This is a genomic window from Devosia crocina (assembly GCF_900116545.1).
In the GTDB taxonomy this organism is placed as follows: Bacteria; Pseudomonadota; Alphaproteobacteria; order Rhizobiales; family Devosiaceae; genus Devosia; species Devosia crocina.
Window position 1 is genome coordinate 298,813 of record NZ_FPCK01000002.1, and the last position, 18,190, is coordinate 317,002.

At 61.8% G+C, this 18,190-nt stretch carries 11 protein-coding genes; 4 read left to right on the forward strand and 7 right to left on the reverse strand.

Annotated elements, in window-relative coordinates:
* Positions 1–107: 107 nt before the first annotated feature.
* Complete coding sequence (locus BM364_RS11070) at positions 108–1,964, reverse strand: ABC transporter ATP-binding protein (RefSeq protein ID WP_280140645.1); 1,857 nt, start codon at positions 1,962–1,964, stop codon at positions 108–110.
* Positions 1,965–2,275: 311 nt separating this feature from the next.
* Here BM364_RS11070 and pepN point away from each other — a divergent pair, with 311 nt between their 5' ends.
* Entirely contained in the window at positions 2,276–4,912 is a 2,637-nt protein-coding gene (pepN, locus tag BM364_RS11075; RefSeq protein WP_092424541.1) for an aminopeptidase N, read from the forward strand.
* 278 nt (positions 4,913–5,190) lie between these two features.
* Complete coding sequence (locus BM364_RS11080) at positions 5,191–6,849, forward strand: sensor histidine kinase (RefSeq protein WP_175528569.1); 1,659 nt, start codon at positions 5,191–5,193, stop codon at positions 6,847–6,849.
* Between the two features lies 1 nt (position 6,850).
* Here the strand turns inward: BM364_RS11080 and BM364_RS11085 are convergent, their stop codons facing one another.
* From BM364_RS11085 to ccmI, 5 genes are read right to left on the reverse strand one after another with little or no spacing between them, the layout of a single operon-like run.
* Entirely contained in the window at positions 6,851–9,739 is a 2,889-nt protein-coding gene (locus tag BM364_RS11085) for a bifunctional [glutamine synthetase] adenylyltransferase/[glutamine synthetase]-adenylyl-L-tyrosine phosphorylase (protein ID WP_092424545.1), read from the reverse strand.
* A gap of 42 nt (positions 9,740–9,781) precedes the next feature.
* Positions 9,782–10,249: a cytochrome c-type biogenesis protein gene (locus BM364_RS11090; protein ID WP_092424547.1), complete on the reverse strand. Its 468-nt coding sequence runs from the start codon at positions 10,247–10,249 to the stop codon at positions 9,782–9,784.
* Positions 10,246–12,219: a heme lyase CcmF/NrfE family subunit gene (locus BM364_RS11095; RefSeq protein WP_092424549.1), complete on the reverse strand. Its 1,974-nt coding sequence runs from the start codon at positions 12,217–12,219 to the stop codon at positions 10,246–10,248. Before BM364_RS11095 ends, BM364_RS11090 begins: the two co-directional genes overlap by 4 nt.
* Positions 12,216–12,692 carry a cytochrome c maturation protein CcmE gene (gene ccmE, locus BM364_RS11100; RefSeq protein ID WP_244542853.1) on the reverse strand — a complete coding sequence of 159 codons (477 nt, stop codon included), beginning with the start codon at positions 12,690–12,692 and terminating at the stop codon, positions 12,216–12,218. Before ccmE ends, BM364_RS11095 begins: the two co-directional genes overlap by 4 nt.
* Positions 12,689–13,795, reverse strand: coding sequence for a c-type cytochrome biogenesis protein CcmI (gene ccmI / locus BM364_RS11105; protein WP_175528570.1), 1,107 nt, complete (start codon positions 13,793–13,795; stop codon positions 12,689–12,691). Before ccmI ends, ccmE begins: the two co-directional genes overlap by 4 nt.
* 105 nt (positions 13,796–13,900) lie before the next feature.
* Here ccmI and BM364_RS11110 point away from each other — a divergent pair, with 105 nt between their 5' ends.
* Together BM364_RS11110 and BM364_RS11115 are read left to right on the forward strand one after the other, a co-directional pair.
* Positions 13,901–14,968, forward strand: a complete 1,068-nt coding sequence (locus tag BM364_RS11110; RefSeq protein WP_175528571.1) for a hypothetical protein — start codon at positions 13,901–13,903, stop codon at positions 14,966–14,968.
* A complete protein-coding gene (locus tag BM364_RS11115) occupies positions 14,965–16,923 on the forward strand; it encodes an FAD-dependent oxidoreductase (RefSeq protein WP_092424557.1) in 1,959 nt (652 codons plus the stop codon). Before BM364_RS11110 ends, BM364_RS11115 begins: the two co-directional genes overlap by 4 nt.
* Here the strand turns inward: BM364_RS11115 and BM364_RS11120 are convergent.
* Positions 16,920–18,128, reverse strand: coding sequence for a hypothetical protein (locus tag BM364_RS11120; RefSeq protein WP_092424559.1), 1,209 nt, complete (start codon positions 18,126–18,128; stop codon positions 16,920–16,922). The two genes, BM364_RS11115 and BM364_RS11120, sit on opposite strands and share 4 nt — an antisense overlap.
* Between the last annotated feature and the right edge of the window lie 62 nt (positions 18,129–18,190).

Below are 18,190 nucleotides of genomic sequence, written 5' to 3' on the forward strand. Positions count from 1 at the left end.
AACGGGAAGACGCTGCGGTTCCAATGGGGTGCGGGCTTTTGACGATGTGCTTATACGGAAAGCACATTGCCCCTCCTCCCATAAGGGGAGAAGGGGCATAGCACAACCTATTGCGCCGCGTCTTCAGCCTGGTCCATCTCGAGGAACCCACCGGACTGCCGAGCCCAGAGCTGGCTGTAGATGCCGCCCGAATCGACAAGTTCGGCATGGGTGCCCTGCTCGACGATCTCGCCCTTATCGAGCACGACAAGACGATCCATCATGGCGATGGTCGAGAGGCGGTGGGCGATGGCGATCACAGTCTTGCCGCGCATCAAGAGCTCGAACTGGCTCTGGATTGCCGCTTCGACCTCGGAATCGAGCGCCGACGTTGCTTCATCGAGGACGAGGATGGGCGCATTCTTGAGCAGCACCCGCGCGATGGCGATGCGCTGGCGCTGGCCGCCCGAAAGCTTGACGCCCCGCTCGCCCACATGGGCGTCATAGCCCTTGCGACCCTTGAAATCGGAAAGGGTGAGGATGAAGTCATGCGCCTCGGCAAGCTTTGCCGCTTCTATCATTTCCTCTTCGGTGGCATCGGGCCGGCCATAAACGATGTTTTCGCGCACCGACCGATGCAAGAGCGAGGTGTCCTGGGTCACGACGCCGATATTGGCGCGCAGACTATCCTGCTGGATCTGGGCGATGTCGTTTCCGTCGACGAGAATACGCCCGTCCTGACGGTCGTAAAAACGCAGGAGGAGATTGACGATGGTCGACTTGCCTGCGCCCGAGCGGCCGACAAGGCCGATCTTCTCGCCCGGACGAATGTTGAGGTTGAGCCCTTCGATGACGCCGGATGACTTGCCATAGTGGAAGGACACGTCCTCGAAGCGTATATCGCCTTCGACCCGTCCAACAGGCTTGGCCTCGGGCTTGTCAGCGACGACTCGTGGCAGGGAGATGGAATTTATGCCATCGCGCACGACGCCGATATTTTCGAACAGGGCCGACATTTCCCACATGACCCACTGGCTCATGCCTTGGAAGCGCAGGACGAGTGCGGCGGCCACAGCGATCGCACCGGGCATCATATTGCCGTTGAGCCACTGCCAGATCCCGACGCCGAAGACAGAGAACAACAGCAGGCAATTCATCAACGTGATCGTTGCCTGCAACCATGTCACAAGGCGCATCTGCTTGTAGACGGTGCCCAGAAACCCATCCATGGCCTCGCGGGCATAGGTTTCTTCTCGCATCGAATGGGAGAACAGTTTCACCGTTGCGATATTGGTATAGCTGTCGACGATCCGGCCGGTCATCATCGAGCGGGCATCGGCTTGCAATTCGGAAATCTTGCCAAGCCGGGGGATGAAATAGCGCAACAGGGCAACATAGGCGACGAGCCAGACAACGAATGGCGCGGCCAGCCAGATATCGCTCATGGCCGCAAGGACAACGGCGCCGAGGAAGTAGACGATCACATAGACCGTCACATCGAGCACCTTCATCATCACTTCGCGCACGGCGAGCGAGGTCTGCATGAGCTTGGCGCCGATGCGTCCGGCGAATTCGTCCTGGAAATAGCTCATGGACTGGCGGATGAGATAGCGGTGCGCCATCCAGCGGATGCGCTGGGGGAAATTGCCCAGCAGGGTCTGGTGAATGATGAGAGCGTCGACGATCTGCAGTGTCGGAATGACGAGCAGCAGCACCACCGCCATGCCGGCAAGCTTCCAGCCTTCGGTGGCAAGGAACGTTTCGCGATCCGCCGCGCTCAACCAATCGACAATCGACCCCATGAAGCCGAAAAGCGAGATTTCAAGGAGAGCGATCGCTGCGCCCAGCACCGTCATGGCCGCAAGCCACTTCTTTGCGCCGTGGCTATAGTGCAGGCAAAACGCGAGCAGGCCCTTTGGCGGCTCTGTCGGCTCATTCAACGGATAGGCATTGAGCCGCTTCTCGAACCAGCTAAACATCATCATCACCATCGGGTCGTGGGACAGAACGTGACCATGACAAAAGCCTGAGTGAGAACGATGACAGCGTCCGTCAGCAGGCGTCGATGGCGTTCCATCCAGGGAGAACTAATAGACCGCGCTCGATACGCTTCGAGTGAAACGCAGAGGAGCAGCGTGGCGTTAAGCCCAAAGCCTCCTCCCGATGCCGCATCGTTCGACACCGAAGAATTGGGCTATGCAGCCAAGAGCGGGGTAGCATACACATTTGGCAGGAGTCGGCTGTTGCCACTTGGCCACATTCGAGCCTCAGAAAACAACGTTGCACTGGACCGTTCATGCGCACCGAGACCGAGCACACCATCTTCCTCAAGGACTATGCCGAAACGCCCTATAGCGTTGTCAGCGTCGACATGGACTTCAAGATCGAGGAAGCCAGTACGCGGGTGCGGACGCAGATTACATTCGAGCCGCGCCCGACCACGGAACCGGGCACCCCGCTCGTGCTCGATGGAGACGGTCTGACGCTAAGCTCGATCGCTGTTGATGGCTACCCGGTGATGCTGGCCGATTATGCGGCCAATGAGACCGGATTGACCCTGGCCGAGCCGCCGCATCGCCGCTTCGTGCTCGAAACCGAAGTTCACCTTAAGCCTGAGGACAACAAGAAGCTGATGGGGCTTTATCGCTCGGGCGGCACCTGGTGCACCCAGTGCGAGCCAGAAGGCTTTCGCCGCATCACCTATTATCTCGACCGCCCGGACATTCTTGCCCCGTTCAAGGTGCGCATCACCGCGCCGCGCGAGGTCGCGCCGGTGCTGCTCTCCAACGGCAACCTCATCGACAAGGGCGATGCCGGCGACGGGCTCCACTATGCGCTCTGGGAAGATCCGTCTCCGAAGCCTGCCTATCTTTTTGCGCTGGTGGCGGGCGATCTTGGCTCGATCACCGATAGTTTCACCACCATGGGCGGGCGCAAGGTCGACCTTGCCATTTATTGCACCCATGGCAAGCAGGCTGAATGCGCCTACGCCATGGATAGTCTCAAGCGCTCCATGGCCTGGGACGAAAAGCGGTTCGGACGCGAATATGATCTCGACGTCTTCAACATCGTTGCCGTGTCCGACTTCAATTTCGGCGCGATGGAGAACAAGGGGCTCAATATCTTCAACGACAAGTTGGTGTTCGCCCTGCCCGAGACGGCGAGTGACGCCAACTACGCCAATATCGAACGCGTCATCGCGCACGAATATTTCCACAACTGGACCGGCAATCGCATCACCTGCCGCGACTGGTTCCAGCTTTGCCTCAAGGAAGGGCTGACGGTTTATCGCGATCAGGAATTTTCCTCCGACGAGCGCAGCCGCCCGGTGCAACGCATCCACGATGTGGAAAATCTGCGTATCACGCAGTTTCCGGAAGATGGCGGACCGCTGGCCCATCCGCCGCGTCCAGACCACTATCGCGAGATCAACAACTTTTATACGACGACCGTCTACCAGAAAGGCTCGGAAGTCGTGCGCATGCTCGCAACGCTTCTGGGCGAAGCGGGCTTCCGCAAAGGGATGGACCTTTATTTCGAGCGGCATGACGGAGAGGCAACGACCATCGAGGCCTTCCTCAAGGTTTTCGAGGATGCTGCCGGCATTGACCTGAGCCAATTCGGCCAGTGGTACACACAGGCAGGCACCCCTCAGGTTACCGCGAGCGACAGTTACGATGCCGCAAGCCAAACCTATACGCTCACTCTTGCGCAGAACACCCTGCCGACCCCGAACCAACCGGAAAAGCCGCCTTTCGTCATTCCGGTAAAGTTCGGCCTTCTTGGCCCCAATGGCAGCCCCATGGGCTGGGCCTCCGTACGGGGCGGAACAGTCCAGGACGATCTGATCGTCCTCGACAGCGAGAGCGTGACGCTGACTTTCGAAGGGGTGGCCAACAAGCCAGTGCCATCCCTCTTTCGAGGCTTCTCGGCCCCCATCAAGCTCAGCACATCGCTCAGCCAGCAAGACCTTCTGTTTCTTGCCCGCCATGACAGCGATCCATTCAACCGCTGGGATGCCCTCCAGACCGTCGCGACAGGGCTGATGGCCCGATCCGCAACTGGCGTGAGCCTTGATGCTGGCGATGTCGATGCCCTGCGCGAAGCGATCATGGACACGCTGGCCAATCCCGATCTCGACGACGCGTTCAAGGCGCTCGTCATCTCGATGCCCGACGAAACCGTCATTGCGCGCCAGATCGGCAAGGATGTGGACCCCGGCGCTGTTGCAGTGGCGCGCCGCAATCTGATCCGGACCCTTGTGGAGCCCGTATCAGAACGGCTCGAAGCCTACTACGGCAGGCTTGCCGATACTGCGCCCTATAGCCCCGACGCCCGCCAAGCCGGGCGCCGGTCTCTGCGCAATGGACTCTTGTCCCTGCTGACTGCCGGTTCGTCCCGCGGAGCGGCACTGGCAGAGGCGCAGTATAAGGACGCCTCCAACATGACGGACCGCTATGCTGCCCTCGCCATTTCCGTGCACAACTGGACTGCGGCCGCTCCCGCCCTCTTGGGGGATTTCCGCACCCGCTTTGCCGGCGATCCGCTGGTTTTCGACAAGTGGCTCATGGCCAGTTCGCAGGCTCCCGACGACGGCGTGATCGAACGCATGAGCGCTGTTCTGGCGGCGCCAGACTTCCCGCGCACCAATCCCAACCGGCTTCGTTCTTTGCTGGGCGGCTTCGTCATGGCCAATCCTGCTCAGTTCGCCCGCGAGGATGGACTGGGGTTCCGCTTCGTTACCGAGGCTGCAGCGGAGATCGACCAGGTCAATCCCCAAGTGGCCGCCCGCATTCTGACCGGCTTCCGCATCTTGCCGCTTCTCGAAGCCAAGCGCCGGGCCAGCGGGCAAGCTGCGCTCGAATCACTGCGCAGCCAGCATCAACTGAGTCGGAACACCGGCGACATCGTCGACCGAATCCTTGCTGGCTAAGGCGTTACCTGCTTCACGAGTTGAAGGCTCCTCCTAGTCCCGCGCTGGAGGAGCCTTTGGCTTATTCACACTCTATCCACAGAGTTCACAGGGTGTTCCACGAAGCCATATGGGCGGGATTAATTTTCTTTCCCGCTAAGTGACTCCAATGACTCCGTTTTTGGAGCAAAGCCCACGGAAGCGTGAGGACCCCTATGGACAGCGCATCGCCGCTGATTCATTAGTTGTTAACGGACAAGTCGCCTCGAAACTAAACCCTTAGCAGGATGGAGCATTTCATGCGGACGTCGGAGGCATCCGACGCTGGCGCCGATGGATTCGGCACCGGCAACGGAAAACCAGATGGCGGCCTCCGCCAGCTTCGCTCCACACTGTGGCGCCAGCTGTGTGCTCAACTCGGGTCGCCGCTGACCCTCGCCGTCGCATTGACCGCCTTCGCCTCGGCATCCATCTTCGTGGTCTATGACACTGCCTCGACCCTTGGTGGGGTCAAGCGGGAACTGGGACTGGTCAGTTCCGCTCTTTCCGCCCGCATCGCCGATGTCGCCACTGCCGAGGTGACGACAGCGCTCGACACCACTCTTGGTGAGTTTCCAGGCATCGTTAGCGCCAGCCTCATCACCGAACGGCCGATGGCGGGTGACCAGCCCTTTTCCATGATAGTTCCAGCCGGCAGCCATGGCCTGCTCAGCGTAGAAGCCGAACATGCCAGCGCAGTCTCGGGCATCGCAGGCCGCGCAGGGGCCGCCTTTGCTCTTGCCGGCCTTTTCACCGCGCTGACGATGCGCCGCCGTCGCGACGCCGACATGCCGGACCCGATCCAGCGTCACAACTACCAGACCTTGGCCTCGGCGATCCCCATGGGGGTCGCCTGCTGGACCAGTGCCGGCGAGATGATCGTCTGCAACGACAGCTACAAGGCCAGACTCCGCCTCGATGGCGGCCGCGTAAGCTATTCGGAAGCCTTAGTGCGGCTGATTGCAGGCGGCTACATGAAGATGGTGCGGGAGGACGAGAATACCCGCCTCATCGAACTGCATCAGAAGGACGGCGCGTGCCTGCTGATCGACGAACGACCCATGCCGGACGGCGGCTTGATGACCATGGTTTCTGATGTGACCGAGCGCAAGCGCACCGATCTTCTTCTGACCACGATCCGCGAAGAACAGCGCCAGCTGGCCCGGCGCTACCACGAGGAAAAGATCAAGGCCGAGGCTGCCAATCGCGCCAAGACCAACTTCCTCGCTCATCTCAGCCACGATATCCGCACCCCGCTCAATCACATCATCGGCTTTGCCGAATTGATGGGGCACCAGACCTATGGAGCGCTCGGCGATCCGCGCTATGTCGACTATGTTCAGTCGATCAAGATTTCCGGAGAGCACCTGCTCAATTCCTTTGCCGCGATTCTGGACCTCGCCGAACTCGAAAACGGGCAAAAAGTGCTTCGCACCGATCCTGTGCCGGTGGACGAAGTCATCGATTCAGTGGAGCGGCGCTTCCGCGGCCAGGTCAAGCGCGCCGGGCTCAAGCTCAGCGTCAGCGCCGATTGCGGAGCCGTGCTTCGCGGTGACCGGCTGGCGCTGGTGCGCATGGTCAGCAACATCGTGGAGAACGCCATACGCTTCACGCCCGCCGGCGGCTCGCTGACCCTTGCGACCTTTGCTGCCGAAGATGGGGTCGTAATCGAGGTCTCCGATACCGGCGTCGGGATGGATCAGGACCGGCTTTCCAGCCTGAGCCACCCCTTCGCCCTAGGTGATGCGAGCTTTGCGCGCGACGGTATTGGCCCGGGACTTGGCGTCTCCATCTCGCGCGCCATTGCCGAACTCAGCGGCGGGCATCTGGTCATCGACTCAACGCCCTCGATCGGCACCACGGTTGCCATTTCCCTTCCGCTTGAGGCCGCTCACGGTGGCATAGTGGCCGCAGAATGATCTAGCCTTGGCGCATCTGCGCCGCCTTCGCATACCATAAGGCTGCAGCTTCAGAGACTTCCGCCCGCATCTGTTCGATATCGAGCGACAAGCGCTCGAAATCCGGATAGTTCGCCAGCTGCGCCAAAAGATCCTTGAAAGCAGAGGACCAGTTTTCGTTCTTGAGCGGATCGACCAGGGCTGAACTCATCACCTGCAGTACCGTGGAATAAAGCGTGTGGATCTTCGCAAGCCGCCTACCCTGCGGCATGAGGCCGACTTCGCCCAGCCTATGAAGAACCAGCCCAGTCGGTGCCTGCGGCAGGCTTATCGTGTCCGCTGCGACCAGTTGTGCGGATTGGGCAATGAACTCAAGATCGACCAGTCCGCCATCGGCGAGCTTGAGGTCGAAACTGTGCCGGGGTTTGCGCTCCCGTGCCATGAGCGCTCGCATGGACACGACATCCTCGATAGTCTTGGCGATATCGCGGGGGCGCTGCATTACTTCCGAAAGAGCCTCATCGACAGCAGCAGGCAAGCTGCCCGACCCTGCAACGACGCGGGCACGGCTCAGCGCCAGATGTTCCCATGTCCAGGCATTATCCCGATGGTAAGCCTTGAAACCGCTCAAGCTAGTCGCGAGCGGACCGGCATTGCCGGAGGGACGCAGGCGCATGTCGGCCTCGTAGAGCACCCCTTCTGCCGTCGGCGCTGAAATGGCTGCAACCAGCCGCTGGGTGAGGCGAGCGAAATAGTGGGAGGTAGCAAGAGGGCGCTCGCCGTCCGACTCCGTGTTGGGCGCATCGTAAAGCAGGATGAAATCGAGATCCGAGGTGTAGGTCATTTCCCGGCTCGCCATTTTCCCGAAGGCAAGAAGCGCCGTAGATGCCCCCTCGATGTTTCCATGCCGGCGCGCAAATTCTGTCTGCGCACTGGCAAAGAGGCGGTTGAGCAGTGTCTCAGCCAGAGCCGTGAACTGCTCGCCGGCCACGCTGGCGCTGACCGTCCCAGATAAAAGACCGGCAGCCACCAAGAACTTCTGCTCCTGCCCAATGATCCGGGCGCGATCGATCAGCTCCTCATAGGTGCGGCCCTCTGCGAGAAACGCGTCCACCTTGGCGACGAGTACATCCTTGTGCGTGACGTCATTGGCAAAGGCCGGGTCGATCAGAGCGTCCATGACATGGGCGCGATGGATGACGGCTTCGGCCATCCGCGGTGCCGATGCCATGAACTGCACCACCAGCGTGCGCAATTGGGCGTGATTGCGCAGAAGTGCAAAAAGCTGCACCCCTGCCGGAAGGCGGGAGAGGAAGTCATCCATTCGCGCCAGCGCGAGGTCGGCATTGCCGGAGCCGGCAAGCGTTGCCAGAAGCGCGGGCAGCAATTCAGTCAGATGAGCCCTTGCTGCCGATGTACGGGTCGCGGCGTAGCTGCCATAGTGCCATTTGCGCACCGTCTCGATGGCCTTGTGCGCATCGGCAAAACCCATGCCCGTGAGAGTCTCGAGCGTATCAGGGTCATCGTCGCTGCCCGTGAACACCAGATTGCCGTCTACCGTTCCAAGCGTCTCGCCTTCAGTGAAGAGCTCGGCATAATATTTCGCCACAAGTTCGAGCGCACTGCGATAGCGCGTTTCAAACGCTGCCCGCTCGCTCTCACCCATCAGCCGGCCGATGACGGCTATGGCGTCAGCCGTGTCCGGCATGGTGTGGGTTTGCTCGTCGCGCAGCATTTGCAGGCGATTTTCCACTGCCCGGAGGAACCAGTAGGTTTCCGTCAGCTCGGCCGCTGTGGTGTCGCTGATCCAGTTCGCGGCAGCCAGAGCTGCCAATGCGGCCGATGTCGGGCGCACCCGCAGGGTCTTGTCGCGTCCGCCGGCGATCAATTGCTGGGTCTGGGCAAAAAACTCGATCTCGCGGATCCCGCCCCGGCCGAGCTTGACATTGTGTCCTTCGACCCTGATGTCGCCGACCTTTTTGGAGACGTTGATCTGGCGCTTCATCGCCTGGATGTCGGCGATGGTGGCGAAGTCCAGATGTTTGCGCCAGACATAAGGCGCCAGCTCCTTGATGAAGGCCTCGCCTACGGCCTTATCTCCCGCACAAGGTCGCGCCTTGATCCAGGCGGCCCGTTCCCAGTTCTGTCCGCGCACCTCGTAATAGGCGATTGCAGCATCGACCGAGAGCGCTACAGGTGTCGAACCGGGATCCGGCCGCAGGCGGAGATCGGTCCTGAAGACGTAGCCATTAGCCTGGTGGTCCTCCATCAGGCCAACCAGACGCTGCACCATGCGCGAGTAAACTTTGGTTGCTTCAGAGGGATCGGCAAGCACCGGCTTCTGAGGATCAAAGAACGCGACGATGTCTATGTCGGAGGAATAGTTGAGTTCGCGTCCGCCATGTTTGCCAAGGGCAAAGAGCGCCAGCCCCGAATTGGCTGCGCGCGCCTCATCCACCGGTATGGTTAGCTGCCCCTTGGCCGCGGCCTGCCGCATCAGGAAGTCGAGAGCGGCTTCCAACGCGGCGTCTGCGAGGTCTGACAATGCCTCTGTTGCGCGCGCCGTAGTCCAGGCGCCGCCGGTTTCCACGACAGCGGCGAGAAGCGCCGTACGACCCTTGGCAATGCGCAGCGCCTGCCCAAGCGTCGCTTCATCGTCTCCGAGCCCGGCTACGCGCACGCTGCCGATCAGATCCGAAAAGGCTGCATCTGCACCTTGCGTGAGCGCATCGGCCAGCCAATCCGAATGAATCCGCGTCAGTTCAAGCAGATAGGGCGCAGCCTCGAGTAATGGCCCGAGAAGCCCTGATGTCGCAGCAAGGCTTGCAGATTTCTCCTCTCCCAACTCGCGTAAAAGCGCGTCGAAAGCAGGTGTTGAAACAGGCGGCAAAGGGTGCAGGATCATGCTCATGAAAAAGGCATATCGCGCCGCATCTGCACCAGCAAGTCGTCCTCAGGACTTGCCGTCCTGCCTTCGCAAATCCTCGAGGACCGACTTCTCGGTGTCCGAAAGGCCCAGCCGGTCCGCGCTGGGCTTGCGGCGGCGCGCTGCCCACCAAAGGGTTGCAAGCCCAATAAGCAGCAGCACCGGCGCGGCAATCCAAAGCAGTACGGTATGCATGCTCAGCCGTGGATTGAGCAGCACATATTCCCCATAACGATCGACAAGATATTGCTCAACTTCAGCATTGCTGTCGCCCTCTACCAGCCGCTCCCGCACCAGAATGCGCAGGTCTCGCGCCAGATCGGCGTCACTGTCGTCGATCGACTGGTTCTGGCAGACCAGGCAGCGAAGGCCAGACGAGATATCGCGCGCGCGCTGTTCCAATGCGGGATCGGACAGCATCTCTGCGGGCGAGACAGCAAGGACTGGCGCAGCTAAGCCGAGAACCAGCAGCAAACTCGTCATCAGCCTTTTCATTCCGCCGCCTCGATGGAGTGCCGCCTCGCCTGTTTTGGAGCACCGAACCGCAAGCGCCGGTCGGTCAGCGACAGCACCCCTGCTCCAGACATGACCAATGTGCCGATCCAGATCAGAAGGATGTAAGGCTTGTGCCAGACACGCAGCACATGCGTGTCGGCAAGCGGTTCGCCCAGCTGCAGGTAAAGCTGCGACAGTCCATAGGTCTCGATAGCCGCTTCCGTCGTCGGCATGCCGCTGGCGACATAGGACCGCCGCTCGGCATGCAGATGCGCAACCTGGCCACCCGGAGCGGTAACTGCGAAAATGCCCGTATCGGCCATGTAGTTTGGACCCGGCACCTGCGCAAAATCCTCGAAGGTGATCTCGTATCCGGCAAGCTCGGCGCTTTCTCCTGGATTGAGGGTGGTCACCAGCTCAGTCTCCCAGGCGGTGACGGATACGATCCCGAGCACGGTCAGACCAAGCCCCATATGGCCTAAGGCCGTCGCCCAGATCGAGCGGGGCAGGCCCATGAGCCGCCGGACGCTCTCGCGGGCGGGGATGCGGCCGATGCGAGCGCGTTCGATGATTTCGGCAAAGGAGCCGAACAGTACCCAGAACCCGAGCAACAACCCGACTGGTGCAAGCGAGATCGATATACCGCCCAGCGCCGAGATCAGAATGGTCAGAAACACCGCCAGAGCCGCCGCCCCCATAAGGCGCTGTCCAGCGGCAACAAGATCGGCCCGCTTCCACGGCAAAAGCGGCCCAAAGGGCAGAACCAGCAGAAGCGGCGCCATCAGGGCGCCAAAGGTCAGATCGAAAAAGGGCGCCCCGACAGAAATACTCGTTCCGACCAGTGCATCGAGCAGAAGCGGATAAAGTGTGCCCACAAGGATCGCCCCGATCGCGGTCGCGAGAAACAGGTTGTTCAGGATCAGCGCACCTTCGCGGCTGATCGGCGCGAAAAGCCCGCCCTGGCGCAGGGCGCTTGCCCGCATGGCAAAAAGCAGGAATGCTCCGCCGATCAGCACGGCAAGCATGGTGAGGATAACAAGGCCCCGGGTCGGATCGCTAGCAAAGGTATGGACTGAGGTCAGAACACCCGAACGAACAAGGAAAGTGCCCAGGAGTGAAAGCGAGAACGTAATGATCGAAAGAAAGATCGTCCAGATCTTGAGTGCATTCCGCTTTTCCATCACGAGCGCCGAATGGAGCAGTGCCGTGCCGGCCAGCCACGGCATGAAGCTGGCATTTTCCACCGGATCCCAGAACCACCAGCCGCCCCAGCCGAGTTCGTAATAGGCCCAGTAGGATCCCATGGCGATGCCGAGCGTCAGGAAGATCCAGCTCAGCATGGTCCAGGGCCGCACCCATCGCGCCCAGGCCTGATCGATGCGCCCGGAGACGAGTGCTGCAATGGCAAAGGAAAAGCAGATCGAAAAACCGACATAACCTGCATAAAGCAGCGGCGGATGAATAGCGAGGCCGATATCCTGAAGCACCGGATTGAGATCGGCCCCCTCGAGCGGCGGCTGCGTCAGGCGTTCGAAGGGATTGGACGTGAAAAGCGTGAAGGCACCGAATGCGGCAACCAGCAGGCTCTGCGTCCCTTGCACGAGATTGAAGAGATCATCCGGCAAGCGCCGGCCGAAGGCCGCGACAAGCGCGCCGAACAGCACGAGAATCAGGATCCAAAGAACCAGAGATCCCTCGTGATTGCCCCAAACGCCGGAGATCTTGTAGATCAGCGGCTTGAGCGAATGCGAATTATTCGCCGCCAGCGCAAGGCTGAAGTCGGACACCACGAAAGCCTGCACGAGCGCTGCGAACGCAATCCCCACCAACAGAAATTGCAGCAGCGCTGATTGCGCAAGGATCGCCGCCAGCCGTTCGCCACGCCGCCATAGGACAAGCCCGCCGAATGCGGAAACCAGCGCCAGCGCAGAGGCCAGGATAAGCGAAAAGTGGCCGATTTCGATTGTCACGAAGGATCACCCTCCGGCCGCCACTCGCCCTGTGCCTTGAGCGCATCCACAACTTCGCGCGGCAGATAGTTTTCATCGTGTTTGGCGAGGACATTGGACGCGGTGAAACCACCATCAGGCCCGATCGCACCTTCAGCGACAACGCCCTGCCCTTCGCGGAAGAGATCGGGCAGAATGCCACGATATTGGGCCGTGATCTCGCTGGCGCCGTCGGTAACGATGAAGGTGTTTTCCTGTCCTTCCCGTGTCCAGCTCCCTTCCTTGACAAGCCCCCCCAGACGAATGGATTGACCTGGCTCGACACCGCGGGCCGCAATTTCTGTTGGCGAATAGAAAAACACGATCTGATCGCGCAACGCGGTCAGCACGAGCGCTGCTGCAAGCGCCAGAACAAGCCCGAGCCCGGCAATGATGGCAAGGCGCTTCTGCTTGCGCGACCAGCCTTTGCGGCGAACGGCACCAGACATGCTCATGGCTCAACTCCATTCAGTTCAAGGCCGGCTGACAGGGCGATCGTGTCAAGTTCGCCCCGGTCGAAAGCTTGCGGATAGGCGGAAACGGCCCGGTCATATGCCAGTTGCGCCTCGGAGAGATCGCCGAGGACAATGTAGGATCGCACCAATTGCGTCCACTCTTCCACCGAGCCTCCAGACTCATAAAGTCGGCTCGACAGGCTCGACACCATCGCTCCGATCATTTCCGCTTGCTGCTCGGCGCTGGTGTCCACCCCGTTGTTCTGGGCCACGGCAAGGCCCTGGCGTGCAGCCTCGAGCCACGGCTCGCCTCCCTCTGCCAGCGCAAGAGCGGCTTGCCAGAACTGCGCGGCTTCCTGGTATTGACCCATGCGCGTCAGTTCGGCAGCAAGGTAGAGCCTTGATTGCACATGTCTGCCGTCGAGCGCCGCAGCGGTGCGCAGATGGGCCATCGCTGTTTCCGAGCCCTGTCCACCCGCTTCGAGCAGGAGCGCTTCGGCCAGATCGGTTTCGAGTTGAGCGGTCGCGCCGGAAAGATCGATGATCCGCTGATAAGCCCCTGCCGCATCGGCATAGCGCCCGAGTTCCACCAGCGCCGGCGCAACGACGGTCCAGCCGCGCAGGTCATCAGGCTCTCGGGCGAGACGCGCCTCGATCCGCGCGACAGCATCAACTAGGTTCATCTGCTGGGCTGCCACTTCCGGCCGTGCGGCGAGAGGCTGCCCGCCCATTCCGGGATTCCCGAGCACGGCATAGGTGGCAAAGCTCAGCAGCGCCACCCCAGCCAGGCCGGCCGCAATCGTGCCAAGTCCCAACTGGCCGGCGCGTCGGTCCCCGTCTTCGGCGCGCAGGCGCAGGATTTCGCGCGCCAGTTCACCCTTCGCGCCCTCGGCCTGATCAGGGCTGATCTTGCCTGCAGCAAGATCCGCTTCGATGCCAGCCAGCACCATGCGGAAATGATCATCCTTTTCCGTGCTTTCACGCCGGCCCGCGTTGACCGTGCGGCCACGCCCCGCGTACAACAACGCGGCGCAAGCAATGGCGGTCAGTGCTATGGCTACAAACCAGAAAATGTTGATCCCCTTGCGTTTTGGGCCGGGCAAGGCATGGCCCTGTATAGTTCCATTGCGGCGAAAAACCACCAAAACCCGCATGTTCGGCAGGGACCCTTTGCCACAGGGTCTGACTCTCCGGTGTGGCGAGCCCGTATGAACAGTCGCGTAGCGGACTTCGCCGTATTTGGGTCCACCCCACTTGCGCAGCTTCTCGCGGGCCTTTTGGCCTCCCGGCATGGCAAGAGCGTGGTGCTTGTCGGGGAACCGAGCGCGCGCTACCGCTTGCCGCGCGCGGCCGATATATCACTTGGGCCGATCACCCGACCCGAAACCTGGGCCCTCCTCAAATCCACGACACCGGATACGACGCGGCTGATTGGCCGGATTGGCGGCCGTCATGCCCAAAACCATGTTGACCCCATCTTCTTCGCAGAATCGGAAGCGGCGCGCGAAGCCCTGGGGCACGTCTGCAATATGGCGCGCAGCTTCGGCGTGATCGTAGAGCCGCTGCCTACAAGGCTGATGGGCGCTGACCGCCTCGCCGTCCGTGTAGGCGATGCCGTAGCGCTCAACCGGCCTGTTCTCGAGAACGCACTTGTTCCCTGGCACGAGCAGTGCGGCGTCGAACGTCTGCCTTCGACCGTGTATTGGGCTCAGGACGGCGCAGCGGCAAGGCTCACCCACGGTGACACCGAGATCATCGCACAACAAACGATTCTCGCCGACGATGCGGCAATTGAAGCCGCCCTGCCCGTGACGAGCCGCTCATCGGTCCTCGTCGAGCACCTCCACTCGACGATCCTGACGCGCTCGGGCCAGCATCTGCTCGGTCCGGCGATGTTGCACCTTGATAGCGGCACATGGCTCATGGGGCATGAGGAGGGCGGGATGGCTGCATTCGGCCCGGGCGGGATCGGGCATTTCGCGCGCAATCTCGTTACCTTGCTCCGAGAACCCGATCCACTCCAGCAGGCTGGCCAGGTCTCCTTCTCGACATTCGCCTCCGCAGATGGCGCGCCGATCATTGGCCGCATGGGACGAAATGGCGCCACCATTTTGACAGGATTCGGGGGCTGGGGGACGTTCGCGGTTCCCGCTCTTGCCCGCTGGTTTGCCGGCGAAGCCAGTGCCGCAGAAGCTGACTGGTTTGCTGCCCACGCCCCAGAGCGCATCCGGCCGGTCGCCGAGTTCAGCCCTCTTACCGATGAGCTTCCGGCATGAAGGCACAGAACCATCGCTTGCCACAAGCCTCTCCGCGCGGTCTCTCGGGCTCAGCCATCGACCGGTCTCGCCCCATCCGCTTCACTCTCAACGGCCGTGTGTTCCATGGCTTTGCCGGTGATACGGTTCTCAGCGCCCTGCTTGCATCCGGCGTCGACACATTGGGCACCCTGGACGGCCATCCGATGGGCCTGCGTGCAGCTGCCGCTCCCTCGATTGCCGCCGCACGGGTCCCCGGATCTGCCCTCCCGATGGAGCGGACCTTTGCCCAGGACGAAGCCGAATATGTCACGTGGGGCAACAAGCCTTTGCCCGGCATGTTCTCCCGCCTCTTTCACGCTGGCCGTTCGCTCGGGTTGAACTTGACCCGCGACGGCTCGGCTCTCGATCAGCCGTGGAGAAGCCAGGCCGGCATTGTCAGTCAAGCCTCTGATCTCCTGGTCATCGGCGGTGGCGTTGCCGGCATGTCTGCGGCTCTGGCAGGGGCCCGCACCGGGCTCACGGTGACGCTTGTCGAGGCGAGCCTGCGCCTGGGCGGCAGTTCGGGTCTATTTGGCACACAGGATGGCGAAAGCACACCCGAAGACCACGTTGCCCAACTGACCGCCGAGATCGCGGCCAGCGACGCGATCACCATCCTGACCGCAACCGAGGTGTTTGCCCTCACCCAGGGCCTTGCCCGTGCGCATAGGGTCCAAACTGAAGATAGTGAAGCAAGGGCAGAAGTTGTCGATCTCCCGGCGCGCCAGATCGTCATCGCCACCGGCAGCCTCGAGCGACTCCCGCTCTTTGCCGGCAACCGGCTGCCGGGAGTTTGCGGCGCGCTGGAGGCCTACGAACTCGCCAGCCGTTTCGGCATCTGGCCCGGCGCCTCCTGGCTTCTGGCGACCGCCAGCAACCCGGCCTATCGTTTGCCGATCCTGATGCATGAAACAAGGATCAAGCTCGACCGTATCCTTGAAGGTCGCGATCACGCCAACTCCCGCTTCATCGAATTTTGCAAAGCCTATGGCATACGCCAGTTCCCCGGCACCTTGCCCCACTCGGCTACTCCCTCGCGGCGCGGGGAGATCGAGGTCCATCCCAGCCATGGCGAGCCCGTAACTGTCGATCGCCTCATCGTCTGCGGCGGCTGGCAGCCTGATCTGACACTCTGGCACATGGCCGGGGGCTTGAGCCGATGGAGCCGCGAGCGCCAGCGTCTCGAACCCACGGGAAGCTTCCCATCGATCGCTCTGGCAGGCTCGGCAGCGGGCTTTCTCACCCGCCGTGGCTGCCAAGCGAGCGGGATCGATGCGGTAGAGCGTCTTCTTGGCCGCAATGGCTCCGGCGTCGATGATCCAGTGATCGATGCCGTGCATGAAACGCCTGATGGCTGGATAGTCTCACCTGAAACGGACCCTCGCGGCACACCAGGCTATCTCGACAGCAACCGCACCCTGTTGCGGCGTCCCGCTCCGGTCAACCCGGGCTGGGCTGCGCGTATTTTCGAAAGAGGGCCCACTCGCCCGCAGATCCTTTCCCAGAACCCTCAGCCGGTCAATATCGGATCGATCTGCGCCGGCGTCGTCCTCGGGCTCATTCCAGAAGAGGCAGCCGGCATCGCCGCCCAGGAGCGCGTTGCCCTCGTTCCATTGGCTGGGGAAGAGCCTTCCCCGTCAGGCACATCGACAAGCGTTGTCAACCCAGTACCCGCCTATCTCCAGGGACGTTTCGGTCCGGACGAGCGCATGGTCGCCATCACGCACGAGAGTGGCCGCACCCTTGGCCCGGGCTGTCTCATCTTTGCCGGCGAAGACGACCTTGACCCTCTGCACGCGGTCGGGGTGATCCTGCGCACGATTCAAGGAGAAACGGCGGCACTCGTTTCCGCCCACACACCCGCACGGGTGATCGTGCGCGACAGCGGCCAAAATGTGCCTGCCGAAACGGTGCCGCTCTCGCCGAAGTCTTAGCTGCGCCGCTCCACCGCCTGGCGCGCCCGCTTCAGCGTTTCCGCATATTCAGGCGAGAACCGCACCTGCGCCATCTGGATCACGGCATCGAGCCGCGCCATGGTGTTTGTATCCTCGGGATTGGCCTTGAACAGTTCCATATTGCGCTGGATGTGAATTTCGAGCGCCTGCCCCGACTGGTTCCAGGCCTGTTCAAACACGGTATTAAGCGCCAGCGAATCCCGGCAATCGCGCACCGCCGCCAGAAGGTAGATCCCCCCGACTGCCGTCAGCAATTTGTCGGTGTCGAGCCGGTCGGTGTTCTCACGCCTGCGCATGGCCTGGTTGAGGTCGGTCACGACCTCTTTGAGCCGCGGCTCCAGCCGGTCCGAAACATTCTTGGTGATCGTCGAAAGAACCGCCGTGGCATGGCTGCCGCGCTGGAATTCGAGATAGCCGGTCAGCGCCCGCACCAAGCGGTTGAACCGTTCGAGCGAGCGGCACACGAGATCAACATCGGCAAAGGGGCCATTTACCTGGAAGTGGCGCAACTGGTTTTGCGCATGCGCGATATAGGCGTCGATCAGCGGCCCAAGACCCACCCGCCGCACCGACACTTCCGTTGCCGCACCAGCGAGCTTGATCGCAGCCATGGTCAAACGGGCCGGATGAGCCACCTGCCCCACGGCTGCATGAAACACCAGCGCCGCAACTGGCGGATCCTGCAGCGGCATGGCCTGCATGGCGGTGCCGAGCGCTGTTTCATCGGTGATGGAATTGGTCGCCTTGCCGAAAGCCTGGGCCTTGGCCAACAGTGCCCGGTTGCGCAACGCCAGCAGCACGGTGGGTAGTTGCTCGCGCGCCGCGTCTTTGCCCAGTTGCGCCGAAAGACGCCGCTGCCCTTCGGCATCTGCTTGCCCCTGGGCCATTCCTGCCTTCATGCGCGCCAGGATCTCCGGCATCGCCGCTTCGACGTCGGCCGCCGCCGGCACGCCGTTGGCCAGTGCCTCCGGCGCAAAGATGTCGGGGCACAGGTCGCGTCTGACCCATGTCCAGATCGCATTGGCGATGTCGATGCTGACGGCGCCGGGCAGGATTTCGAGCACTGGCTCATGCACCAGCACGGCATCGATCAAGCCGCAGAACGGACCGGAGGCGCGGGCGGCAGCGGCCGGCTTGGGAGAAGCCGGCGCTGCACTGTCAATGCGATTGGCAAGCTGTGTCATCTAGGCTGATCGGTCAGGAGGATAGAGCTGCCAGCCTAAGCCGTGCAGGTAAACAATCCTTA